Raw genomic sequence first — 24,111 nt, 5'->3', positions numbered from 1 at the left:
TCAGGTCAGATCACATCCGCCAGCGAGTGCCCATGCAGCTCGATGCTCAGCCCCTGCATGCCCATGTCGTTGATCTCGCCGCCCATCGCCTTCAGGCTTTCCTCGCGGATCAGCGACATCAGCCCGCGGCGTAGCGCCAAGAACTCCGACGACATCATCATCGATTGCTGCCGCGGCCGCTCCAGCGGGATCGGGATTTCCGCCTTGATCGAGCCGGGGCGCGCGGTCATGCAGTAGACGCGATCGGACAGGAAGATCGCCTCGTCGATATCGTGGGTGACGAACAGCACCGAGATCTTGAGCCGCTGCCACATGTTGGTGAGGATCTGCTGCATGATGACGCGGGTCTGCGCGTCGAGTGCACCGAACGGCTCGTCCAGCAGCAGCACCTTCGGCCCCGTCGCCAGCGCGCGGACGATGCCGACGCGCTGCTTCATGCCGCCGGAGAGTTTTTCGGGATAGTGCTTCTCGAAGGCTTCAAGTCCGGCAAGGCCGAGCAGCGTACGTGCCGCGCGCTCGCGTTGCGAGCGCGGCATGCCGCGCATCTTCAGGCCGAACTCGACGTTCTCACGCACCGTCTTCCAGGGAAACAGCGAATATTGCTGGAACACCATGCCGCGCTCGGCGCTGGGACCGTTCACGCGCTCGCCGTCAACGGTGACGATGCCGGTGGTCGGCTTCAGGAAGCCGGCGACTGCGTTGAGCAGCGTCGACTTCCCGCAGCCGGAGGGGCCGACGATCGAGACGAACTCGCCGGGCTTCACGTGGATCTGCGTGTCCGTGACGGCCTGCACCGCTCCCTCGATGGTCTCGTAGGCGAGGGAGAAGTTCTTGACCTCGATATGGCCCTTTGGCGTGCTCGCGATCGTCTCGCTCATGTCGACCTCCACGGCATCACCAATCGTCCGGCGCCTCTGATCAGGACGCTCGATCCGAGCCCGAGCACGCCGATCGCGATCATGCCGAGCGCGATGTCGGCGTACTGGACCAGCGAATAGGCCTCCCAGGTGAAGTAGCCGATGCCGTACTGACCCGAGATCATCTCGGCGGCGATCAGCGACACCCATGCGACGCCCATGCCGACCGTGAGGCCGGTGAAGATGTGCGGCAGCGAGGCCGGGAAATACACCTCGCGGAAGATCGATCGCTCGCGCGCGCCGAGACATTGCGCGGCGCGCACCAGCACGGGATCGACCAGCGACATGCCGTGCAGGGTGTTGACCAGGATCGGGAAGAACGAGCCGAGGAAGGTGATGAAGACGATGCTCTGCTCGTTGGTCGGCCACAGCATGATCGCCATCGGCACCCAGGCGATCGCCGGGATCGGCCGCAGCACTTCCGCGACCGGGAAGATGATCTCGTGCACCAGCTTGAAACGGCCCATGATCAGTCCGAGCGGGACGCCGACGATGGCGGCGAGCGAGAAGCCGATGAAGATGCGCCGGCAGCTCAGCACGATGTGCATCAGGAATTTGGGATCGTGGATCGCCTTGGTGAAGCTTGCATAGACCGCAAGCGGCGAGGGCACGTTGGTGAAGCGCACGAAGAATACGACGCGATAGGTCGTGAGCAGGTGCCAGACCAGCAGGAAGGCGAGCAACGAAATCACGCCGATCGCGGTCGCGCGCAGCCCGGCCCGATTGAGTCGGTACCAGCGCAGCGCGAGTGTGCCGAAGGAAGGCGGCGTCGTAGGCTGGGCGATAACGGCGGGCGCAGGTCCCGCCTCTGCGACGGCTGTTGCCGGCATGCTGTCCTCGGGATGTCTGAGGAGGGCGGGACTGCTCACGTCTTGCCTCCGCCGACGGCGGCCTTCACCGCGTCGTCGAAGCCGAGCACCTTGCCGCTGACCTTGGCGGCGTAGGCTTCGGCGTCCTTCTTGAGAAGGAACGGGGCGACCTCGCCATTGCCGACCGCGAAGAAGGCTTGGTCGGCGAACAGCTTGATGCCGCGCGTCGTGTCGAAGACATAGGCGACGTTGATCTTCTTGCCCTTGGCCTTGTAGTCGGCGTAAGCCCCGAGGGTGCAGGCGGCGGACGAGAAGGGCATGATGCCCGCATCATCCACCCAGACCTCGCCGGCCTTGCGCGGATCGGCGATCTGCTTCTTGCAGAAGGCATCTTCGCCGGAGATCTCGTAATTGTTCGTTCTGGCTAGCTGTGCGTCGTAGTCGAGCTTCATCTCGGCATAGGCCTTTCGGATGTAGCTGTCGTCGACCCATTTCTTGGGATCGAACTCCTTCATGCGGCCGAGATTCTGCAGCACCTTGACGTCGGTCGTGGCCGCATCGATCAGCGCCGGCTTGATCGTGGGATCGGTGGTCATGTTGCCGCTCGGCCCCAGGAAGATGTAGACGACCTCCTTGTTGATGCCGGTCCATTCCTGGATTTTTTCGGCGGCCAGCTTGGGATCGTCGCGCAACCACTGATTGGCGGCGATCAGCGCCTTGAAATAAGCGACGACGACCTCCGGATATTTTTCCGCGAAGTCGGTGCGGACCACGATGCCGTGGAAGGTCGGCAAGTTCGTCTCGACGCCGTCGAAGATCTTTCGCGCGAAGCCGCGGAACGGCAGCAGCTCGGCGAAAGGGACGAAGTCGGCATGCGCGTCGATCTTCTTCTCCTGGAGATTGGTCGAGCCGACCTCGGGGCTCTGGCTGACGAGCTGGAAGAAGTCCGATGCGTAGCCGCGATCCTGCATCGCCTTCAGCACCATGCCGTGCGCGGCGGAGCCGAAGGGAACGCTGACCAGCTTGCCCTTGAGATCGGCGAGGTCGTAGTAGGGCGAATCCTTGTGGACCACCATGCCATTGCCGGAGCCGGACAGGCTGTAGGCGGCGATGCCCATCAGCCGGCTCTTGCTCTCCGGGTTGCTCTCGAAGGTGAAGCCGTTCACGATCAGGGGATAGTCGCCCATCATGCCGATCTGCAGCTTGTTCGCCATCATGGCATTGGTGACGGGCGGACCGGAGGTGAAGTTCTGCCACTCCAGCTCGAACTTGATGTTGGCGTATTTCCCGTCCTTGGGCAGATATTTTTCCAGAAGATGGAGCTGGCGGATGACGACGCCGGCAGTCACCGTATTGGTCGTGGTGTCCTGCGTTCCGATACCGAGCGTGACGGTTTCCGCCGAGGCCGGCTGCGTGACCAGTAGCGCCAGCGACGTCACCGACATCGCGATCGAGAGCGTGGAAAGATGGCGGACCATTCTCATCCTCATTCGGTTGGATGTGCTGTGGTTGCCATGATTGGGTGAGGGCGGGGGTAGGGCAAATCCGGAATGGTGACCGCAGTCGATTAGTTGCCGGGAAAAGGTGATTGCATACTCCTTGGGCAGTCCTGCACTATAAAGCCGCTTGCCTGTGCACCGGCCTTGGTCGCAAATTCGTCTAGTCGGATGCGTGACCGCGCATCTCCTCCAGCACGTCGGTCCGGCAGACCACGATCTGCGACCGCTTGGTCTGCACGATTCCCTTTTCCTGCATGCGCTTCAGGCTGATGGTGACCCACTGCCTGGTGGCGCCGACCATGTGGGCAATGTCGGCGTGGGTGAAAGCCGCGGCGATCACGGTACCGTCGGCGTCGTCGACGCCGTAGAGCTCGACGAGATGCAAGAGCAGATGCGCAAGGCGCTGGGTGATCGAGCGCGTCCCCAGCATCTGCGCCAGGGCCGAATAGCATTTGCCCTTGAAGGTCAGGCCCTCGATCAGGCCGATGGCAAGGTTCGGGATCTCGGCGGCAAGGGACCGCAGTTCCTTGCCGGGCAGGTGCACGACGCTGCAATTGCTCGAGGCGACGCCCGACCATTGGTGCACGGTGCCTTCGAACACTTCGGGGCCGCCGACGAAATTGCCAACATGCCAATAGGCGAGCGTAATCTCGCGCCCCTGCGGCGAGGTGTAGAACACGCGGATGCGGCCGCTCTCGATCAGCCAGATGCCGTCATGCTTGCCGCCCTGGTTGAACAGGGTCTGGCCGCGGTTCAGCACTTTTCGCCGGCCCTGTTTCAGCACCAGCTCCCGCTCGCGCGGCGACAGCTTGTCCATCAGCGGCGGCGGTCCGCCGATCCATTGCTGGTTCTCGGTGAGCAGCAGCGAGGAGCTGCCCGCGGGCCGGACTGCCGGGGGAACGGCCCCGCGAACCGCATTCGCCGCCTGCAACATCACCTGCCTCCGGAACGTTCAAATCGCTCTAAAGAGGAGCAATGTCCGTGCCAGATCGAAAGCGCCAACCTCCGGCGTCATTCCGGGATGCGCGCAAGGCTCGCAGACCCGGAATCCATAACCACGAGCGGGGGTTATGGATTCCGGGCTCGCCCTCCGGGCGCCCCGGAATGACGACATTGGTCAACGCCCCGCCAGGCTCAGCAGATACGGCTTCGGGTAGATTCCCCTGTTATGCCCGTCCGAGAACGAGATGTTCAGCCCGTAGCCGAGATCGCCGATCTCGGTGATCGCAATTCCTGGAAACGTTGCCGGGAAGCGGCCGTCGAAGCGGGCGCGGGTGCAGTGGGCGCATTTGCAGGAGAGGCGAAGTGTTTCGGCAGAGACGCTCAGCGCATCGTCCTGCGTGGTGCGGACGAGAAGCGCGGCGAGATCGGCGCTGGCTTCATAGTCGGCCACGGTCGGCGCCACCAATGCGGTCATGGTCATGACGAACCTCCGACTTCTATCTATGTCGGCGCGGGCGTGCACGAATAGCAACTAATTGCCGGCGAGGGCACGACCACCGAACTCAGTTCGATGATCGCCCCGCGAAATGGGAAACTAATCGACCGAGAAACCCACTTCCGAATTGCCGGACTCTTCTCTTGCCCTGACCTTGGCGTCATCGAGAAGGAGAGATCATGAGCGCCTTTCAGAAGGAAACGGTTCTGTCGGTTCGGCACTGGACCGATTCCCTGTTCAGCTTCACCGCGACGCGCGATCCCGGCTTCCGTTTCCAGAACGGCCAGTTCGCGATGATCGGGCTCGAGGTCGAGGGCAAGCCCCTCACGCGCGCCTACAGCATGGCCAGCGCCAACCACGAGGAGGCGCTCGAATTCTTCTCGATCAAGGTGCAGGACGGCCCGCTGACCTCGCGCCTGCAGAAGATCAGGGAAGGCGACACCATCCTGATCGGCCGCAAGGCGACGGGCACGCTGATCACAGGCAATCTCATTCCGGGAAAGCGCCTGCTGCTGCTCTCGACCGGCACGGGCCTTGCGCCCTTCGCCAGCCTGATCAAGGACCCCGACGTCTACGAGAATTACCAGACGATCGTGCTCGCCCATGGTTGCCGCCAGGTCTCCGAGCTGGCCTATGGCGAAAATGTCGTCGAAAGCCTGCGCGACCACGAATTCTTCGGACCGCTGATCCGCGACAAGCTGGTCTACTACCCGACCGTGACCCGCGAGCCGTTCCGGAACCGCGGCCGCATCACCGATCTGATCGCCTCGAACCAGCTGTTCGAGGACGTCGGGCTATCGGGCCTCGATATCGAGACCGACCGCATCATGCTGTGCGGTAGCCCCGCGATGCTGGAAGAGCTTCACGCGATGTTCTCGGCGCGCGGCTTCGTCGAGGGCAATCACAGCCGGCCCGGCCATTTCGTGATCGAGAAGGCCTTTGTCGAGCGCTGAGGGGCAAATCGCGCTCCGGCGACAACTAATTGCTATCGCCGCGACGCCCCCTGAACAACTCTGATGCAAAGGCGCCGGGATCGGCGAACCAGGAGCAAGTGATGGCACTAGATCAGATCGTCGACGGACTTTCGGAGGTTTCCTGCGATGTGCTGGTGATCGGCGGCGGCACGGCCGGCCCGATGGCGGCGCTGAAGGCGAAGCTGAAGAACCCGAAGGCCAACGTCGTCCTGCTCGAAAAGGCCAACGTCAAGCGCTCCGGCGCGATCTCGATGGGCATGGACGGGCTGAACAACGCCGTCATCCCCGGCTATGCGACGCCGGAACAGTACACCAAGGAAATCACCATCGCCAATGACGGCATCGTCGACCAGAAGGCGGTCTATAAATACGCCCAGAACTGCTACAAGATCATCGAGGAGCTCGACAGTTTCGGCATCCGATTCCTCAAGAACGAGAACGGCGACTATGCCGTCAAGAAGGTGCACCACATCGGCACCTATGTGCTGCCGATGCCGAACGGCGAGACCGTGAAAAAGGCGCTCTATCGCCAGCTCCGCCGGGCCCGCATCCTGATCTCCAACCGTTACATGGCGACGCGGCTGCTGAAATCGTCGGACGGCCGCATCGCCGGCGCGGTGAGCGTCAACACCCGTACCGCCGAGATGCTGGTGATCAAGGCCAAGGCCGTGATCCTCTGCATGGGCGCCGCCGGCCGCCTCGGCCTGCCGACCTCGGGCTACATGTTCGGCACTTATGAGAACGCCGCCAATTCCGGCGACGGCTACGCCATGGCCTATCATGCCGGCGCCGCGCTCGCGAACCTCGAATGCTTCCAGATCAATCCGCTGATCAAGGACTATAACGGCCCGGCCTGCGCCTATGTCGCCGGTCCCTTCGGCGCGTATACGGCGAATAACGAGGGGTCGCGCTTCATCGAATGCGACTACTGGTCGGGCCAGATGATGCTGGAGTTCTACAACGAGCTCTTGTCCGGCAAGGGCCCGGTGTTCCTCCAGCTCAAGCATCTGCATCCGGACACCATCTCGGAGATCGAATCCACGCTGCACAAGGTGGAGCGGCCGACGCGCGGGCTGTTCCAGCAAGGACGGGGCGTCGACTACCGCAGCGAGTCGATCGAGATGCACATTTCCGAGATCGGCTTCTGCTCGGGCCATAGTGCCTCCGGCGTGTTCGTCGACGACAATGCGCGCACCACCGTGCCCGGTCTCTACGCCGCCGGCGACATGGCGAGCGTGCCGCACAATTACATGCTCGGCGCTTTCACCAACGGCTCGGTCGCGGGCATCGACGCGATGGAGTTCGCCGACAGCCATGATTTTGCTGAGTTCGACGCGGCCGATGTCGCGATGGAGCGCGACCGCGTGATGACGCCGACGAAGCGCGAGGACGGCATTCCGCCCAACCAGGTCGAATACAAGACCCGTCGTCTGGTCAATGATTATCTCCAGCCGCCGAAAGTCACGCGCAAATACGAGCTCGGCATGCGCCGCCTCGCCGAGGCGCGGGAGGATATGCAAGAGCGCATGATCGCGCGCAACGCGCACGAGCTGCTCCGCGCGCTCGAAGTGCAGTCGATCATGGACTGCGCCGACATGGCCGCGCACGCCTCGCTCTACCGCGAGGAAAGCCGCTGGGGCCTCTATCACTGGCGCACCGACTTTCCGGAAAAGGACAACGAGAACTGGTTCTGCCACACCCTTCTGAGCAAGCAGGACGGCAAGATGACCAGCGCGAAGCGCGCGGTCGAGCCCTATGTCGTGCCGATCGCCGACGACGAGAAGGATCTCTACGACAAGCAGCGCATCCGCGCCTCCGCCTGATCCACCGCGCATAAGCAACAGGAGACATCAAATGCCTCTCGCGTCCTATCAGACATCGGTTCCGGTGGTCGTCGACGACGCCAAATGCATTGCCGACAAGGGCTGCACAGTCTGCGTCGACGTCTGCCCGCTCGACGTCTTGCGCATCAGCGACATGACCAACAAGGCCTACATGGCCTATGACGAGTGCTGGTATTGCATGCCATGCGAGGCCGATTGCCCGACCGGCGCCGTCACCGTCAACATTCCCTATTTGTTGAGGTGATCATGTCGAGCCCGTTCGAATCCTACGACGATTTGGAGGACGCCGACGAGCGCCTCCAGGCGGCCGATCCCGCCGAGCGCCGTGTCGCGATCATCGCGCTCGGCCATTCCGGCGATCCCGCAGCCGTCGCGCATCTCGCCAACATGGTGGCCGATCCCGACGCCGGCGTGCGCCAGCAAGTGGCGATGGCGCTCGGCGAGTTCGACGGACCCGAGGCCGCAAGCGCGCTGGTCAAGCTGCTGGTCGACCCTGAAAGGATCGTCGCGGCGGCCGCGGCCGACAGCATGGCCGAGTTCAAGGATCCTGCCTGCGCGGACGTGATCCTGCCCCTGGTCCGGCACGCCCACGCCTTCGTCCGCATGGGCGCGCTGCGTGCGCTCAAGGAATTGCGCTGCAAGGACACGCTGAAGCCGGCGCTGGAAGCGCTTCAGGACACTGACGCCGCCGTGCGCGTGCAGGCGATCGGCGTGATCGGCTTCCTCAAGCTGGAGGAATCCATCCCCGCGCTGACCGCGCTGATCAACGATCCTGACGCCCATGTCCGCCGTGCCGCCGTGAGCGCGCTGGCGTTCTCGCAGATGAAGCCGGCGGCCGAGACCATCACCCGTGCGCTGAAGGATTCGGACTGGATGGTGCGTGAGATGGCCGCGGAGACGCTGGGTCTCAACGTCAATGGCACGATCGCGGCTGAACAGCTCGTCGCTTGCCTCGCGGACGAGTTCTGGCAGGTGCGGCTGAAAGCGATCCGCAGTCTCGGGAGGATGAAGATCGAACGTGCGGTGCGGCCGATCGGCAACTGCGTCAACCACGACCAGGCCAACCTGCGCAAGGAAGCGGCCGCCGCGCTCGGCGAGATCGCCCATCCCGACGGTGAGGCGTTCCTCGCCGTGATCGCTGACGATCCCGATCCCGATGTCCGCAAGAATGCGCGTTGGGCGCTGCAGCAGATCGCGGCGCGAAAGGCGCGGGCAGGGACATAGCGGCTCTTCGCGGCCGCTCTGGACTTCCCCCGCCAGACGTTTATTGGTCTTCGCCAATGGGATCGGCGGCTGCAAATGCAGCTGGTCCTTAGAAACAGCGAGGGCGCGGCCATGACGACATTGACGGTGAAGGATCTTCTCCCCGAGGATGGAACGAAAGGGACGCTGGTTGGCCGCGTCTGGCTGCCGCAGGTGAGCGGTCCGGCCGTCGTCGCGGTGCGCGGTGATGGCATGTTCGACGTCACGGCTAGATTTCCGACCGTCAGCGCACTGTGTGAGGAAGACGATCCGGCCAAGGCGCTCAGTTCAACGAAGGGCGAGCGCATCGGCGATCTCGACGCCATCGTGGCCAACACGGCGCCCGACGGGCGTGATCCGAAGAAGCCTTGGTTGCTCGCGCCGGTCGATCTGCAGACCCTGAAGGCGGCCGGCGTCACCTTCGCCATCTCGATGCTGGAGCGTGTGATCGAGGAGCGCGCCAAGGGCAATCCGGCATCGGCCGAGGCGATCCGCAAGGAGGTGACGCGGCTGATCGGCGACGATCTGTCGAAGCTCAAGCCTGGCTCCGATCAGGCCATGCACCTGAAGCAGGTGCTGATCGACCAGAACGCCTGGAGCCAGTATCTCGAAGTCGGCATCGGCCCCGATGCCGAGGTCTTCACCAAGGCTCCGACCATGTCCTCCGTCGGCACCGGCATGGATGCGGGCCTGCACCCGAAATCGACCTGGAACAATCCCGAGCCTGAGCTCGTGCTGTTCGTCTCCAGCCGCGGCAAGATCGTCGGCGGTGCACTCGGCAACGATGTCAATCTGCGCGACTTCGAGGGCCGCTCGGCGCTGCTGCTGTCGAAGGCCAAGGACAACAACGCCTCCTGTTCGATCGGCCCGTTGCTGCGCCTGTTCGACGACACCTTCACGCTCGACGATGCGCGCAAGCTCGACATCAGCCTGAACGTGAAGGGCACGGACGGCTTTGTTCTCGATGGCCATTCCTCGATCAGCAAGATCAGCCGCGACCCGACCGACCTCGTCGCGCAGACCATCGGCAAGATCCATCAATACCCCGACGGCTTCGTGCTGTTCCTCGGCACGATGTTCGCGCCCGTGAAGGATCGCGATGCGCCGGGGCAGGGCTTCACCCACAAGCGCGACGACATCGTCACGATCGCCGCGCCCCAGCTCGGCAAGCTCGTCAACCGCATGCGCACCAGCGACGAGTGCGAGCCCTGGACCTTCGGCATCGGCGCGCTGATGAAGAACCTGGCGCAGCGGAAGGTGATCTAGCTCGCTCGAGTCCCAGCTCGCCCAGCGAATTTGCGGAAGTCGTCATGCCCGGGCTCGTCCCGGGCATTCACGTTCTTCGTGCCGCGCGGCAAGACGTGGATGGCCGGGACAAGCCCGGCCATGACAGCGGTGGTCCCACCACCCCACACGACTGCGTTCATCTTCTAGTTGCATCGCTGGAACAAAATCGCGCTTGGCGTGTCATAGGAGCCGTGCGCTGTCCTCCGCAGTGCTTTGCGCCAAATAGTCAAATAATATGACTAGTCGGAACCGGTTTTCCGTGAAATAGTGCCTTCCGCCGCCTCAAAGGGACGGCCTGCGGGTGCCATGCTACCAATTGGCGCCCCGGATAACATCTTGGGAGACACGCCTGATGATCCTCAAAGCCCTCTTTGCGGCCAGCGCCACCGCCGCGCTGCTGCTCGCGTTGCCCGCCAATGCCGGCCAGCTCACCATCGGTTTCTCGCAGATCGGATCGGAATCCGGCTGGCGCGCAGCCGAGACTTCGGTTTCCAAGCAGGAGGCCGCCAAGCGCCAGGTCAATCTCAAGATCGCCGACGCGCAGCAGAAGCAGGAGAACCAGATCAAGGCGATCCGCTCCTTCATCGCGCAGAACGTCGATGCGATCTTCCTCGCGCCGGTCGTCTCGACCGGGTGGGATTCGGTGCTGAAGGAAGCCAAGGAGGCCAAGATCCCGGTCGTGCTGCTCGACCGCGACATCGATCCCTCCGGCAAGGAGCTCTATCTCACCGCCGTCACCTCGGACAGCGTGCATGAAGGCGAAGTGGCCGGCGACTGGCTCGCCAAGACCGTCGGCAGCAAGCCCTGCAACATCGTCGAATTGCAAGGCACCGTCGGTGCCAGTGTCGCGACCAACCGCAAGAAGGGGTTCGATACCGCCATCGCCAAGCACGCGAACCTGAAGGTGGTGCGCAGCCAGACCGGCGACTTCACCCGCGCCAAGGGCAAGGAGGTGATGGAGAGCTTCATCAAGGCCGAAGGTGGCGGCAAGTCGATCTGCGCGGTCTATGCGCACAACGACGACATGATGGTCGGCGCGATCCAGGCGATGAAAGAGGCCGGCCTCAAGCCCGGCAAGGACATCCTCACCGTCTCGATCGACGCGGTGCCCGACATCTTCAAGGCGATGGTCGCCGGCGAAGCCAACGCCACGGTCGAGCTGACGCCGAACATGGCGGGGCCGGCGCTCGATGTCGTCGCGGCCTTCAAGGACAAGGGCACGGTTCCGCCGAAGTGGATCCAGACCGAATCCAAGCTCTATACAGCCGCCGATGATCCGCAGAAGATCTACGACAGCAAGAAGGGTCTGGGTTACTGAAGCGGGCTTCGCCGGACCGCGCCTTGCGGTCCGGCACCCTCTTCGCAACCGCTGCGCGAACGAATAGGCTGGGTGTCCGCAAGGTCGGCGGGCGCCGGTGGGAGTGACGTCGCCATGGAGAACAGCCCCGATTCTGCTCCGCCTCTCCTGGAGGTGCGCGGGATCAGCAAGAGCTTCGGCGCCGTGCGCGCGCTGCAGGAGGTCGACTTCACGCTGGGCGCCGGCGAAATCCATGCGCTGCTCGGTGAGAACGGTGCCGGCAAGTCGACGCTGATCAAGGTCGTCACCGGCGTGTTCCCGCGCGATGCCGGCGTGGTCCGGATCGGTGGTGAAGACATTGCGCCGCGCTCGGCCAAGGCTGCGGTGGCAGCGGGCATCGCCACCGTCTACCAGGAAGTCAATTTGCTGCCGAACCTCTCCGTGGCGCAGAACCTGTTCCTCGATCGCCAGCCGATGCGCTTGGGCATCGTGCGCGAAGGCGAGATGCGGCGTCGCGCCAAGGCGCTGCTTGCGGATTTCGGGCTCGACATCGACGTCGCCGCACCGCTCGGCAGCTATTCGGTGGCCGTGCAGCACGTCACCGCGATCGCCCGCGCGGTGGATCTCTCCGCGCGGGTGCTGATTCTGGACGAGCCGACCGCGAGCCTCGACCGTCACGAGGTCGAGATCCTGTTCGGCATCATGCGGCAACTGGCGAAGCGCGGCATCGGCATCGTCTTCGTCAGCCATTTCCTGGACCAGGTCTACGAGATCTCCGACCGCATCACCGTCTTGCGCAATGGCCGCCTGGTCGGCGAGCGCGAGACCGCCTCGCTGCCGCGGCTGGAGCTGATCCGGATGATGCTCGGCCGCGAGTTGGCGGAGACCACCAGCGAACGGGCGACGGCGAGTGAACATCAAGCGCGCGATGTCTGCGCGAGCTTCGAGGGTTACGGCAAGGTCGGTTATGTCGCGCCGTTCAATCTCGAGCTGCGCCACGGCGAGGTCGTCGGCCTCGCCGGCCTGCTCGGCTCGGGCCGCACCGAGACGGCGCGGCTCGTGTTCGGCGCCGAGCGCGCCGATCGCGGGCAGGCGAGGGTGGAGGGCGCTCCGGTCCGGCTGCAGTCGCCCCGCGACGGCGTTCGTCATGGCTTCGGCTATTGCCCGGAGGAGCGCAAGACCGACGGCATCGTCGCCGAGCTCACCGTGCGTGAGAACATCGTGCTCGCGCTTCAGGCCAAGCGCGGCCTGCATCGACCGCTGTCGCGCCGCGATCAGGACGAGATCGCGCGCCGCTACGTCAAGATGCTCGACATCCGTCCGGCCGATCCCGAACGTCCCGTCGGCCTGTTGTCCGGGGGCAATCAGCAGAAGGTGCTGCTGGCGCGCTGGCTTGCGACCTCGCCGCGGCTCCTCGTGCTGGACGAGCCGACCCGCGGCATCGACGTCGGGGCGCATGCCGAGATCATCCGCCTGATCCGCGAGCTCTGCGACGACGGCTTGTCGCTGCTCGTGATCTCCTCCGAGCTCGACGAGATCGTGACCTATTCGGACCGCGTCGTCGTGTTGCGCGACCGCGCCCATGTCGAGGAGCTCGCGGGCGAGGCGATCGACGTCGGCAACATTCTCGCAGCGATCGCCGCCGACGGCGCTGCGGTTGCGCATGAGGCCCACGCATGACAGCGCTGCTGCCGCGCCGCGGCCTTGCCCAGATCCTGGCGCTGATCGTCATCCTCGCGGTCGACCGCGCGGTGTCGCCGCAATTCTTCGACCTGCGCCTCCAGGACGGCCGGCTCTTCGGTAGCCTGGTCGACGTGCTCAACCGCGGCACGCCGGTGGCGCTGCTCTCGCTGGGCATGGTGCTGGTGATCGCAACGCGCGGCATCGATCTGTCGGTCGGCGCGGTGATGGCGATCTCGGGCGCAATCGCGGCGAGCCTTGCCGACACACATGGCCTGCCCGTGGTGCTCTCGGCTGCCCTTGGTGCCGGGCTCGTCTGCGGATTGTGGAACGGATTTCTCGTCGCCGTGCTGGGCATGCAGCCGATCGTGGCGACGCTGATCCTGATGGTGGCAGGGCGCGGCATCGCCCAGCTCATCACCGAAGGGCGCATCGTGACCTTCAGTTCGCCAGACCTGGTCTGGCTCGGGAATGGCTCGGTGCTCGGCCTGCCGGTCCCGGTCGTGATCGCCCTGGGCATGCTGATCCTCACCGGCGCGGTGGTGCGCGGCTCGGCGCTCGGTCTTCTGATCGAGGCGACCGGCGGAAATGCGCGCGCGAGCGAGCTTGCCGGCGTCGGCACCCGTGCGATGATCCTGTCGGTCTATGTGTGGTGCGGCGTCTGCGCCGCCCTCGCGGGCGTGATCGCGGCCGCCGACATCATGGGAGCGGACGCCAACAATGCCGGCCTTTGGCTCGAGCTCGATGCGATCCTGGCCGTGGTGATCGGCGGCACCTCACTGTTCGGCGGCCGTTTCAGCCTCGTGCTGGCCGTGCTCGGCGCGCTGATCATCCAGACCATGAACACCGGCATTTTGCTGTCCGGCTATCCGCCGGAGTTCAACCTGCTGGTCAAGGCGGTGGTGGTGCTCGCGGTGCTGCTGGTGCAATCGCCGAAGCTGTCCGGCATTGCCGGTTTGGTGACGGGGCTGCGGAGGACGAAAGCATGAGAGGCTTGCCGCCCGCCCTCATTACGGCGATCGTGCTGGTCGCAGGCTTCGCGGCCTGCGCGGTGCAGTTTCCCAACATCGCCTCGACCCGCGTCGTCGGCAATCTTCTCACCGACAACGCTTTCCTCGGCATCGTCGCGACCGGCATGACCTTCGTTATCATCTCCGGCGGCATCGATCTGTCGGTCGGCTCGGTCATCGGCTTCAGCACCGTGTTCGTCGCACTCGCGATCGAGCGCTGGGGCATGCCGCCGCTGGTCGCCTTCGTCGCCATTCTCGTGCTCTCGGCGGCCTTCGGTGCGGCGATGGGCGCGGTGATCCACGTCTTCGATTTGCCACCGTTCATCGTGACGCTTGCCGGCATGTTCCTGGCGCGCGGCGCGAGCTTCCTGCTCTCCACTGAATCGGTGCCGATCACGGCGCCGGTCTATTCCACCGTGTCCGATTTCGCACTGCGGATGCCGGGCGGGGGGCGATTGACGACGATTGCGATCATCATGCTCGCGATCGTGATCGGCGGCGCCCTGCTGCTGCATCTCACCCGGTTCGGCGCCAACGTCTATGCGCTCGGCGGCAGCCGGGCGACCGCAAGCCTGATGGGCGTTGCCGTCGGCAAGATGACGGTGAAGATCTACATGCTGTCGAGCCTGCTGGCGGGCATCGCCGGCATCGTCTTCTCCTTCTACACCAGCGCCGGCTATTCGCTCTCCGCCGTCGGCGTCGAGCTCGACACCATCGCCGCCGTCGTGATCGGCGGCACCCTGCTCACGGGCGGGCAGGGCTCGGTGATCGGCACCTTCCTCGGCGTGCTGATCCAGGGCCTGATCCAGACCTACATCAATTTCGACGGCACGCTGTCAAGCTGGTGGACCAAGATCGCGACCGGAATCCTGCTGTTCGCCTTCATCGCCTTGCAGCAGGGGCTGGTCGCGCTCGCGCGCCGGCCGGCGACGAAGAGCGCAGGAGCCGCCACATGACCTCGCGCATCGTCATCATCCCGACGCGGCGGGCCCACTCCAACCATGCGGAGGTCGCCCGCTCGATCGGCATCGACATCATCGCCGGACGTTACGCGGAGGGGACGCGCCTGCCGGGCGACGCCGAGATGATCGCGATGTTCGGCGTGTCGCGGCCGGTGCTGCGCGAGAGCGTGAAGACCCTCGTCGCCAAGGGGCTGCTCACCACCAAGGCGCGCGTCGGCACCGTCGTGCGCGAGCGCGGCGCCTGGAACATGTTCGACGCCGACGTGCTGGCCTGGCATCTGGACGCCGGCATCGACAAGCGTTTCCTGAACGATCTCGCCGAGATCCGACTTGCGGTCGAGCCGCGCGCGGCGATGCTGGCGGCCACGCGGCGGTCCGAGCAGGATCTTGCCGAGCTCCGGCACAGCATGGAGCGGATGCGACACGAAGCGTCCGACTCGGTCGGTTTTGCCGATGCCGACCTCGCGCTTCACGTCGGGGTGGCGCGCGCCTCCGGCAATCTGTTCATGCGCTCGATCGGCCATGTCATCGAAGCGGCGCTGAGGACGTCGTTCCTGCTCAGCGCCCCGGTCGAGCCGGAGGACCGCGACACGGTGCTGCTCTGGCACCAGAACATCGTCGATGCGATCGCTGCGGGCGATCCCGAGGCCGCCTCGGAGGCGATGGTCTTCGTCATTCACAACGGCATGCACCGCCATGAAGATACGGTCATCGAGACCGCAACGGCCGAGACGGTGCCATCGGCCGAATCTGGAGAGGGATCGTGACGGAACTTCGCATCGCCATCGTCGGCTTCGGCAAGATCGCGCGTGACCAGCACGTCGGCGCAATTGCCGCGGTGCCGGGCGCGACGCTGTCGGCGATTGCCAGCCGCAATGCCTCGCTGCCGGGGCTGCCCCACTTCGCCACCATCGAGGAACTGCTGGAGAAAGGCCCGCCGATCGATGCCGTGTCGCTCTGCACGCCGCCGCAGGTGAGGCGCGCGCAGGCGGCCGCGGCGCTCGCTGCCGGCAAGCATGTCATGCTGGAGAAGCCGCCGGGCACAGGCGTCGCTGAGCTCGATCCGCTGATCGAATTGGCGGCGGAGGCAAAGCGAACGCTGTTTGCGACCTGGCATTCGCGCCATGCGCCGGCGGTCGAGCCCGCGCGACAATGGCTCGCCGAGCGACGCATCAAATCCGTGCACATCAGCTGGAAGGAGGATGTCCGCGTCTGGCATCCCGGTCAGAGCTGGATCTGGGAACCAGGTGGTCTTGGCGTGTTCGATCCCGGCATCAACGCGTTGTCGATCCTGACCAAAATCCTGCCCAAGCCGGTGTTCGTCACCGCGGCCGAGCTTGCCTTTCCCGCCAACTGCCAGGCGCCGATCGCTGCGAACCTGACCCTGACCGACATTGGCGGCCTGCCTGTGACCGCCGAGTTCGACTTTCGCCAGACCGGGCCGCAAAGCTGGGATATCGTCGTCGATACTGATCGCGGCCGGATGACCTTGTCCAGCGGGGGTGCGCGCATGGCCATTGACGACAAGGTTCTTGCCGAAGCCCCCGATGAGGAATATCGCGGGCTCTACCGGCGCTTCGTCGAGCTCGCGGCGACCGGCGCAAGCGACGTCGATCTGACACCGCTACGTCTCGTCGCCGACGCCTTCCTGCTCGGCAAGCGCACAATTGTCGAACCGTTCGTGGATTAGACATGGCTGGCTCAACAATCGAAAAAGACGTCTTCGGAAGACTGCCGGACGGCCGCGATGTCGAGCGCATTGTGCTGCGCGGGGCAGGCGGATTCGAAGCGCGAATCATCACCCATGGTGCGGTGCTTCAGGCGCTGATCGCGCCGGATGCGAAGGGCGGCCATGACGACGTCGTGCTCGGCCATGACGCGTTCACCGGCTATCTTTCGGAACGAAAGTTCTTCGGCGCCACCGTCGGCCGCTACGCCAACCGTATCGCCAAGGGACAGTTTTCGCTTGATGGCGAGACGGTGCAGCTTGCCGTCAACAACGGGCCGAATGCGCTGCATGGCGGTCTCGATGGATTCGACCGCAAGCTCTGGGAAATCGTGGAGCTCGACGAGGGCGCCGCGCCCGCAGTGACGCTGACCTATGTCAGCCCGCATGGGGACGAGAATTATCCCGGCCAGCTCGATGTTCGCCTGACCTATCGCGTCACCGGCCCGTCCGAGCTGTCGCTTTCCATGGAAGCGCGCACCGACCGGCCGACCATCGTCAACCTGACCAACCACAGCTTCTTCAATCTCGAAGGCGCAACGTCAGGCACCTCCATCCTCGACCACCGCTTGACGGTCGCCGCCGAGCATTTCCTCGCCATTGATCCCACCGCGATTCCTTTGCCGGAGGCGCCGCGTCGCGTTGCCGGCTCGCCGTTCGATTTCCGCGAGCCTCGGCCGGTCGGCGAGCGCATCCGGCAGGGCGACCAGCAATTGCAGAGCGGCAGGGGCTACGACCACACCTATTGCCTCGGCCGCGACGGCAAGCTCGCGCTCGCCGCAAGGCTGGAGGCGCCACGCTCGGGGCGGATCATGGAGCTGTTCACCGACCAGCCCGGCCTTCAGGTCTATTCCGGCAATTATCTGGACGGCACGGTTTTGGGGAAGGGCGGCAAGCTCATCCGGCAGTCGGATGCCATGTGCCTGGAGCCGCACATTTGGCCTGATGCGCCGAACCGGCCGGATTTTCCGAGTCCGCGCCTCGATCCCGGCCAGGTCTATCGCCATCACACGGTCTATCGCTTTGCAGTGAGGACGTCATGATGGAGCAGGTGCCCACCTCCGTTCTCTCGGACGATCCTTGTCATCTCGGCGAGGGCCCGACCTATGACGTGACCACCGATACCGCCTGGTGGTTCGACATCCGCGAGGGACGGCTGTTCGAGGCGCAACTTGGCCGTGGCAGCATCCGCGTCCATGCGCTCGGCCGGATGGCGAGCGCGCTCGGGCGCATCGATGCCGAACGGCAGTTGATCGTCGCTGAGGACGGGCTTTACATCCGCAAGCTCGCCGATGGCGCCATGACGCTGTTCCTCGCGCTCGAGGCGGACAATCCCGTCACGCGCTCCAATGATTGCCGTGTGCACCAGTCCGGCACGTTCTGGATCGGCACCATGGGCAAGAAGGCCGAGCCGAAGGCTGGGGCGATCTACGCGCTCCATCGCGGCAAGATCTCGACGCTGTTTCCCGGCATCAGCATCCCCAATTCGATCTGCTTCTCGCCGGATGGCGCAACCGGCTATTTCACCGACACTCCGCGCGCCGTGCTCTATGCCGTGCCGCTCAATCCCGCGACCGGCCTGCCGCGCGGCGAGCCGGAGGTGCTGCTGCGCCATACCGGCATTGGCGGTCTCGACGGCTCGGTATGCGACGCCGACGGGCAGATCTGGAACGCCTGCTGGGGCGCGAGCCGGATTGACGTCTATTCTCCGCAAGGTGAACGCCTGCGCTCGCTCAGCGTGCCGGCCCGGCAGGCGAGTTGCCCGGCCTTCGTCGGCCCCGGCCTGTCGCGTCTCCTCGTCACTTCCGCCTGGCAGGATATGGACACGGCCGCCCGCGCCGCCGATCCGCAAGCCGGTTACACTTTTCTATTGGAGGCCTCCGCGCGCGGTCGCGCGGAGCCCGACGTCAAGCTCGCATAGGAGACAAGAAAGAGCCCACGACCACGTTCTCGACGACACGACCAAACAATCTGACACCCAAGGGAGTGAAACATGCTGAAACTGAAGACCGCATTCCTCGCACTGGCGCTGGCGGGCGCTGCGACGATGGCCACAAGCCTTCCCGCTTCCGCCCAGGACAAGGCGACCGTCGGCATCGCCATGCCGACAAAGTCGTCGGCGCGTTGGATCGACGACGGCAACAACATGGTCAAGGTGCTGAAGGAGCGCGGCTACAACACCGACCTGCAATACGCCGAGGACGACATTCCGAACCAGCTGTCGCAAGTCGAGAACATGGTGACCAAGGGCGCGAAGGCGCTGGTGATCGCCGCGATCGACGGCACGACGCTGTCCGACGTGCTCAAGCAGGCGAAAGCAAAAGGCATCACCGTGATCGCCTATGACCGCCTGATCCGCGGCACGCCGAACGTCGACTATTACGCGACCTTCGACAATTTCCAGGTCGGCGTCTTGCAGGCGCAATCGATCGAGCAGGGGCTTGGGCTGAAGGAAGGCAAGGGCCCGTTCAACATCGAGCTGTTCGGCGGCTCGCCGGACGACAACAATGCCTACTTCTTCTACAACGGCGCGATGAGCGTGCTGAAGCCCTACATCGACAGCGGCAAGCTCGTCGTCGCCTCGGGCCAGATGGGCATGGACAAGGTCGCGACCCTGCGTTGGGATGGCGCCACCGCCCAGGCCCGGATGGACAATCTGCTCAGCGCCTACTACGGCAACAAGAAGCTCAATGCCGTGCTGTCGCCCTATGACGGCATCTCGATCGGCATCATTTCGTCACTGAAGGGCGTCGGCTATGGCAGCGCCGGTCAGCCGATGCCGATCATTTCGGGGCAGGACGCTGAGGTGCCCTCGATCAAGGCGATGCTGCGCGGCGATCAATATTCGACCATCTTCAAGGACACCCGCGACCTCGCCAAGGTGACCGCCGACATGGTCGACGCCGCGCTCGCCGGCAAGCAGGTCACGGTCAACGACACCAAGACCTACGAGAACGGCGTCAAGACCGTGCCGTCCTACCTGCTCAAGCCGGTCGTGGTCTACAAGGACAATTGGGAGAAGGTCCTGGTCGACAGCGGCTACTACAAGAAGGCGCAGTTCCAGTAACTTTCTTTTCCCTCTCCCCGCGTGCGGGGAGAGGGGGACTCTCGATGAGGGACGAAAAGCACGTCCACACTCGTCATGCCCGGGCTTGTCCCGGGCATCCACGCCTTCGTCGCAGGCGGCTGCACGTGGATGGCCGGGACAAGCCCGGCCATGACGACGCGGAGACGTTCAGGAGTATGATCACATGACCGCCATGCTGGAGATGCGTAACGTCAGCAAGAGCTTTGCCGGTGTGCAGGCGCTGCGCGACGTCAACTTCTCGGTTCACGCCGGGCAGATCCACGCGCTCGTCGGTGAGAACGGCGCCGGCAAGTCGACGCTGATGAAGGTGCTGAGCGGGGTCTATCCGCACGGCAGCTACGAGGGCACCATCGTCTTCGAAGGCGAGGAGCGGCGCTTCCGCGACATCAACGATTCCGAGGCGCTCGGCATCATCATTATCCACCAGGAGCTGGCGCTGATCCCGCTGATGTCGATCGCGGAAAACATCTTCCTGTCGCATCCGCCCTCGAAGCTCGGCGTGATCGACCGCGACGAGGTGTACCGGCGCACGCAGGAGTTGCTGGCGCAGGTCGGCCTGAAGGAATCTCCGGATACGCTGATCACCGATCTCGGCGTCGGCAAGCAGCAACTGGTCGAAATCGCGAAGGCGCTGTCCAAGCGGGTGCGGATGCTGATCCTGGACGAGCCGACCGCCAGCCTGAACGAGGCCGACAGCGCCGCGCTGCTTGAACGCCTGATGACCTTCCGCGAGCAGGGCATCGGCTCGATTCTGATCTCGCACAAGCTCAACGAGGTCGCCAAGGTTGCCGACCACATCACCGTGCTGCGCGACGGCCGTACCGTCGACAGCATCGATTGCCATGCCGAGCCGATCCAGGAAGACCGCATCATCCGCAGCATGGTCAATCGCGATATGGCTCACCGTTTCCCGGAGCGTAGCGCCAAGATCGGCGAGCCCGTGCTCGACGTTGCCAACTGGTCGGTCTATCACCCGATCCATCCCGAGCGGCAGGTGATCAAGAACGTCAATTTCGGCGTCAGGCGCGGCGAGGTCGTCGGCATTGCCGGATTGATGGGCGCCGGACGCACCGAATTTGCCATGAGCCTGTTCGGCCGCTCCTGGGGAACCAATATCAGCGGCGCCATCCGGCTGGAGGGGCGGGAGATCGTGCTGCCGAGCGTCGCGGCGGCGATCGACGCCGGCCTTGCCTATGTCACCGAGGACCGCAAGCAGCTCGGCCTGATCCTGGCCGACGACGTCCGCAAGAACATCACGCTCGCCAGCCTCGACCAGGTCGCGCCCGGCCGGGTGATCGACGACATCGCCGAGCTGAAGGTCGCCAGCGACTATCGCACCCGCATGCGCATCCGCTGCTCCGACGTCTACCAGGAGACCGGCCAGCTCTCCGGCGGCAACCAGCAGAAGGTGGTGCTGTCGAAATGGCTGATGACCGACCCAAAAGTCCTGATCCTGGACGAGCCCACGCGGGGCATCGACGTCGGTGCCAAATACGAGATTTACTGTATCATCAACGAGCTGGCGGAAGCCGGCCGCGGCGTCGTGGTGATATCCTCGGAAATGCCCGAGCTGCTCGGCATCTGCGACCGCATCTGCGTCATGAATGAGGGCGCCTTCGTTGGCGAGTTCAAGGGCGCGGACGCGACGCAAGAGAAGATCATGCGCGCCATCATGCGCAACGAACGAAACATTGGGAACGCCGCACCCGCGGCCGCGGAAATGGGAGGAATGCAGCCATGACCGACAAGACGGTATCGCTGCCCGAGGAGCGCCGGCACGGCAGCTTCATCAAGAACAATCTGCGCAACTACGGCATGCTGATGTCGTTGATCGCGATCATGCTGTTTTTCCAGGTGATGACCGGCGGCACGCTGCTGCAGCCGCTCAACCTGACCAATCTGGTGCTTCAGAACAGCTACATCGTCATCATGGCGCTGGGCATGCTTCTGGTGATCGTCACCGGCCATATCGACCTCTCGGTCGGCTCGGTCGCGGGCTTTGTCGGCGCGGTCGCCGCTGTGCTGATGGTGACCTACAAGGTCGACTACACGCTCGCCTTCATCGCCTGCCTGCTGCTGGGGGCGGCGATCGGTGCGGCGCAGGGCTACTGGGTGGCCTATTTCGGCATTCCGTCCTTCATCGTCACGCTGGCGGGCATGCTGGTGTTCAAGGGGCTCGCGCTCGCGGTGCTGCAGGGCCAGTCACTCGGCCCGTTCCCGGCAACCTTCCAGAAGCTGTCTTCCGGCTTCATTCCGGAGCTTCTGCCCGAGGCCGGCACGCTGCATCCGACCTCCATGCTGGTCGGCGCCGTGCTCGCGCTCGGCCTCGTCTATGCCAGCGCCAAGGGACGGTCGCGCGAGCAGTTGCATGGCATCGAGGTCGAGCCCTATGCGTTCTTCCTGGGGAAGAGCGTCCTGCTCGCCTGCGCCGTGCTCTATTTCACCTATCTGATCGCTTCGCATCGCGGCCTGCCGAACGTGCTGGTCATCATGACCGCGTTGATCGCGCTCTACGGCTTCGTCACCCGTCGCACCGTGATCGGTCGGCAGGTCTATGCAGTCGGCGGCAATGCGAAGGCGGCGAAGCTGTCGGGCATCAAGACCGAGCGGCTGACCTTCTTCACCTTCGTCAACATGGGCGTGCTCGCCGCACTCGCGGGCCTTGTCTTCGCCGCGCGCCTCAACACCGCGACCCCGAAGGCCGGGCTCGGCTTCGAGCTCGACGTCATCGCCGCCTGCTTCATCGGCGGCGCTTCAGCTTATGGCGGCGTGGGTCGGGTCGGCGGCGCCGTGGTCGGCGCCATGATCATGGGCGTGATGAACAACGGCATGTCCATCCTCGGCATCGGCATCGACTATCAGCAGGTTATCAAGGGTCTGGTGTTGCTCGGGGCGGTGTGTATCGACGTGTATAACCAGCGGCGGTAGCCGCAACGGCGTTGTCGTAGGTAGCCGCAACGGCGCTGTCGTAGGGTGGGCAAAGGCGCATCGCGCCGTGCCCACCACCTGTCTCCGATCGAGAGAAAAATGGTGGGCACGCTTCGCTTTGCTCACCCTACGGTATTACGGCAGCGGTGATTGCGTCGTGAACAGCACCGCCGCGATCGCGACGGAAAGGCTCACCGCCGACACCGTTGCCACGGTCGACAAGACCCCCATTCGCCGGAGCGCGAGGGCGAACACGATGATGATGGGGGTCGCGGTCATCAGCCCGATTTGTGCATCGCTCATCTTATCGCTCGCCGTTTTGCGGAACCGCCGGATGACATCCACCCTATGACGGCAGGGAGGGCGGAACGTTGCGGCAGCGCAAACGCGCCTCTGGCCGGTTGCACTATTTGTCCGCCGACAAAGTCGGAATCGCGCAGGCGGGATATCTCTCCGACGACTTGATGCGGAAGGCAGATGTCGGCTACGGACTTCGAACAACAAGGCACCGGCTGGGGAATCCTGGAAGATCTTCCCGGCGATCCCATGATGTGGGTGCTCATCTTCAGCGAACTCGCCGCTTTCGGCCTGTTCCTCGGTGCCTTCGTCATCGCTCGTGCGCTTCACCCGGCGGTCTTCGCGGCCGGTCAGGCCACGCTTGATGCGCACCTGGCGGGACTCAACACCATCGTGCTCGTGACCAGTGGCTGGACTGCCGCACGGGCGACGGCTGCAGCACGGGCGAGCGCAAGGGGATGTGCGCGCGGCTGGCTGTTCGGCGCCATGGCGCTCGGCGCGCTCTTCATCGCGATCAAGCTGCTCGAATATGCCGGCGAGATCGCGTCAGGAAACGGCCTGGAGACCAGCCCGTTCTTCACACTGTACTTCCTCCTCACCGGCTTCCACCTCCTGCATGTCGGCCTCGGCATCGTGATCCTGGCCGTCGTTTCCCGGGGTGCCCGGCCGGCAAGCGTCGAGACCGGAACCGCGTTCTGGCACATGGTCGATCTGCTTTGGATCGTCATATTTCCGATTCTATATCTCGTGCGCTGATGATTCCGGATCGTCTCGACATCACCTGGCTTGTGCTGATCGGCCTCGCGCTCGCAACCGTTCTGGTTCCATCAATTGTCACGCGACCGCTGCTCGGCAACGCCCTGCTGCTGGCCTTCGCCGCGCTCAAGGGCCGCCGGATCGTGCTCGATTTCCTCGATCTTCGCGCCGCGCCCGCGCTCTGGCGCGGCCTCGTGAGCGCCTGGCTCGTCATCGTCCTGCTGTTTGCCTGGTCCGCGTCGGCGGTGGTCGCCCTGATCTGACACGCTCATTGCGCCCTGACAAAGAACCGGCCGGTCGGAGCGGCAATAAATCGCAGCATCGCACCTCGACTGGAATCAACCGGAAAGGATTGGC

General features: G+C 64.5%; 24 protein-coding genes. 18 read left to right on the top strand and 6 right to left on the bottom strand.

All coding sequences use genetic code 11. The annotated features are described in order from the left end of the window. Positions 1 to 5: 5 nt before the first annotated feature. From E4K64_RS14310 to E4K64_RS14290, 5 genes are all read right to left on the bottom strand, one after another. Positions 6 to 878, bottom strand: a complete 873-nt coding sequence (locus E4K64_RS14310; protein WP_167772001.1) for an ABC transporter ATP-binding protein — start codon at positions 876 to 878, stop codon at positions 6 to 8. Continuing rightward, positions 875 to 1,786 (bottom strand): ABC transporter permease, encoded by a 912-nt coding sequence (locus E4K64_RS14305; RefSeq protein WP_135164094.1) that lies wholly within the window; start codon positions 1,784 to 1,786, stop codon positions 875 to 877. Before E4K64_RS14305 ends, E4K64_RS14310 begins: the two co-directional genes overlap by 4 nt. Next, positions 1,783 to 3,204 (bottom strand): ABC transporter substrate-binding protein, encoded by a 1,422-nt coding sequence (locus E4K64_RS14300; RefSeq protein ID WP_167772000.1) that lies wholly within the window; start codon positions 3,202 to 3,204, stop codon positions 1,783 to 1,785. Before E4K64_RS14300 ends, E4K64_RS14305 begins: the two co-directional genes overlap by 4 nt. A 181-nt stretch (positions 3,205 to 3,385) precedes the next feature. After that, on the bottom strand, positions 3,386 to 4,159 hold the full coding sequence (locus tag E4K64_RS14295) for a Crp/Fnr family transcriptional regulator (protein WP_209311962.1): 774 nt from the start codon (positions 4,157 to 4,159) through the stop codon (positions 3,386 to 3,388). A gap of 183 nt (positions 4,160 to 4,342) precedes the next feature. Next, the gene (locus tag E4K64_RS14290; protein ID WP_126256037.1) at positions 4,343 to 4,648 is read right to left on the bottom strand and encodes a gamma-butyrobetaine hydroxylase-like domain-containing protein; all 306 of its coding nucleotides are present in this window, start codon (positions 4,646 to 4,648) and stop codon (positions 4,343 to 4,345) included. Between the two features lie 194 nt (positions 4,649 to 4,842). On the opposite strand from E4K64_RS14290, the gene E4K64_RS14285 reads away from it, so the two are divergent. From E4K64_RS14285 to mmsB, 16 genes are all read left to right on the top strand, one after another. Then, positions 4,843 to 5,616 (top strand): ferredoxin--NADP reductase, encoded by a 774-nt coding sequence (locus E4K64_RS14285; protein ID WP_135164091.1) that lies wholly within the window; start codon positions 4,843 to 4,845, stop codon positions 5,614 to 5,616. 101 nt (positions 5,617 to 5,717) lie between these two features. Then, the gene (locus tag E4K64_RS14280) at positions 5,718 to 7,460 is read left to right on the top strand and encodes a fumarate reductase/succinate dehydrogenase flavoprotein subunit (RefSeq protein ID WP_135164090.1); all 1,743 of its coding nucleotides are present in this window, start codon (positions 5,718 to 5,720) and stop codon (positions 7,458 to 7,460) included. Between the two features lie 31 nt (positions 7,461 to 7,491). Beyond that, on the top strand, positions 7,492 to 7,725 hold the full coding sequence (locus tag E4K64_RS14275; protein ID WP_007593252.1) for a 4Fe-4S dicluster domain-containing protein: 234 nt from the start codon (positions 7,492 to 7,494) through the stop codon (positions 7,723 to 7,725). A 2-nt stretch (positions 7,726 to 7,727) separates the two neighbouring features. Continuing rightward, positions 7,728 to 8,705 (top strand): HEAT repeat domain-containing protein, encoded by a 978-nt coding sequence (locus tag E4K64_RS14270; protein ID WP_167767348.1) that lies wholly within the window; start codon positions 7,728 to 7,730, stop codon positions 8,703 to 8,705. A gap of 111 nt (positions 8,706 to 8,816) precedes the next feature. After that, a complete protein-coding gene (locus E4K64_RS14265; RefSeq protein ID WP_135164088.1) occupies positions 8,817 to 9,989 on the top strand; it encodes a fumarylacetoacetate hydrolase family protein in 1,173 nt (390 codons plus the stop codon). 373 nt (positions 9,990 to 10,362) lie between these two features. Further along, the gene (gene ytfQ / locus E4K64_RS14260; protein WP_126256032.1) at positions 10,363 to 11,328 is read left to right on the top strand and encodes a galactofuranose ABC transporter, galactofuranose-binding protein YtfQ; all 966 of its coding nucleotides are present in this window, start codon (positions 10,363 to 10,365) and stop codon (positions 11,326 to 11,328) included. Between the two features lie 114 nt (positions 11,329 to 11,442). Further along, complete coding sequence (locus E4K64_RS14255; RefSeq protein ID WP_167771999.1) at positions 11,443 to 12,987, top strand: sugar ABC transporter ATP-binding protein; 1,545 nt, start codon at positions 11,443 to 11,445, stop codon at positions 12,985 to 12,987. Then, positions 12,984 to 13,976 (top strand): ABC transporter permease, encoded by a 993-nt coding sequence (locus E4K64_RS14250; RefSeq protein WP_135164086.1) that lies wholly within the window; start codon positions 12,984 to 12,986, stop codon positions 13,974 to 13,976. The genes E4K64_RS14255 and E4K64_RS14250 overlap by 4 nt, the downstream gene beginning before the upstream one ends. Continuing rightward, positions 13,973 to 14,953 (top strand): galactofuranose ABC transporter, permease protein YjfF, encoded by a 981-nt coding sequence (gene yjfF / locus E4K64_RS14245; RefSeq protein WP_135164085.1) that lies wholly within the window; start codon positions 13,973 to 13,975, stop codon positions 14,951 to 14,953. Before E4K64_RS14250 ends, yjfF begins: the two co-directional genes overlap by 4 nt. After that, on the top strand, positions 14,950 to 15,726 hold the full coding sequence (locus E4K64_RS14240) for a FadR/GntR family transcriptional regulator (protein WP_135164084.1): 777 nt from the start codon (positions 14,950 to 14,952) through the stop codon (positions 15,724 to 15,726). Before yjfF ends, E4K64_RS14240 begins: the two co-directional genes overlap by 4 nt. Next, a complete protein-coding gene (locus E4K64_RS14235) occupies positions 15,723 to 16,649 on the top strand; it encodes a Gfo/Idh/MocA family protein (RefSeq protein ID WP_135164083.1) in 927 nt (308 codons plus the stop codon). Before E4K64_RS14240 ends, E4K64_RS14235 begins: the two co-directional genes overlap by 4 nt. Before the next feature lie 2 nt (positions 16,650 to 16,651). After that, the gene (locus tag E4K64_RS14230; protein ID WP_135164082.1) at positions 16,652 to 17,728 is read left to right on the top strand and encodes an aldose epimerase family protein; all 1,077 of its coding nucleotides are present in this window, start codon (positions 16,652 to 16,654) and stop codon (positions 17,726 to 17,728) included. After that, entirely contained in the window at positions 17,728 to 18,606 is an 879-nt protein-coding gene (locus E4K64_RS14225; protein WP_167767376.1) for an SMP-30/gluconolactonase/LRE family protein, read from the top strand. Before E4K64_RS14230 ends, E4K64_RS14225 begins: the two co-directional genes overlap by 1 nt. 72 nt (positions 18,607 to 18,678) lie before the next feature. Beyond that, on the top strand, positions 18,679 to 19,752 hold the full coding sequence (gene chvE / locus E4K64_RS14220; protein ID WP_135164080.1) for a multiple monosaccharide ABC transporter substrate-binding protein: 1,074 nt from the start codon (positions 18,679 to 18,681) through the stop codon (positions 19,750 to 19,752). A 184-nt stretch (positions 19,753 to 19,936) separates the two neighbouring features. Further along, a complete protein-coding gene (mmsA, locus tag E4K64_RS14215) occupies positions 19,937 to 21,514 on the top strand; it encodes a multiple monosaccharide ABC transporter ATP-binding protein (protein ID WP_135164079.1) in 1,578 nt (525 codons plus the stop codon). Next, entirely contained in the window at positions 21,511 to 22,701 is a 1,191-nt protein-coding gene (mmsB, locus tag E4K64_RS14210) for a multiple monosaccharide ABC transporter permease (RefSeq protein ID WP_135164078.1), read from the top strand. The genes mmsA and mmsB overlap by 4 nt, the downstream gene beginning before the upstream one ends. Before the next feature lie 135 nt (positions 22,702 to 22,836). Here mmsB and E4K64_RS40300 read toward each other — a convergent pair whose 3' ends face one another. Continuing rightward, the gene (locus E4K64_RS40300; RefSeq protein WP_167767349.1) at positions 22,837 to 23,004 is read right to left on the bottom strand and encodes a hypothetical protein; all 168 of its coding nucleotides are present in this window, start codon (positions 23,002 to 23,004) and stop codon (positions 22,837 to 22,839) included. A gap of 174 nt (positions 23,005 to 23,178) precedes the next feature. Here E4K64_RS40300 and E4K64_RS14205 point away from each other — a divergent pair, with 174 nt between their 5' ends. Further along, a complete protein-coding gene (locus E4K64_RS14205) occupies positions 23,179 to 23,754 on the top strand; it encodes a cytochrome c oxidase subunit 3 family protein (protein ID WP_135164077.1) in 576 nt (191 codons plus the stop codon). Beyond that, positions 23,754 to 24,017, top strand: a complete 264-nt coding sequence (locus E4K64_RS14200) for a cytochrome C oxidase subunit IV family protein (protein ID WP_135164076.1) — start codon at positions 23,754 to 23,756, stop codon at positions 24,015 to 24,017. The genes E4K64_RS14205 and E4K64_RS14200 overlap by 1 nt, the downstream gene beginning before the upstream one ends. Positions 24,018 to 24,111 lie beyond the last annotated feature (94 nt).

It is taken from the genome of Bradyrhizobium frederickii (assembly GCF_004570865.1).
GTDB lineage: Bacteria > Pseudomonadota > Alphaproteobacteria > Rhizobiales > Xanthobacteraceae > Bradyrhizobium > Bradyrhizobium frederickii.
The sequence above is the reverse complement of the archived record's forward strand: the minus strand, read 5'-3'. Positions and strand labels throughout refer to the sequence as shown.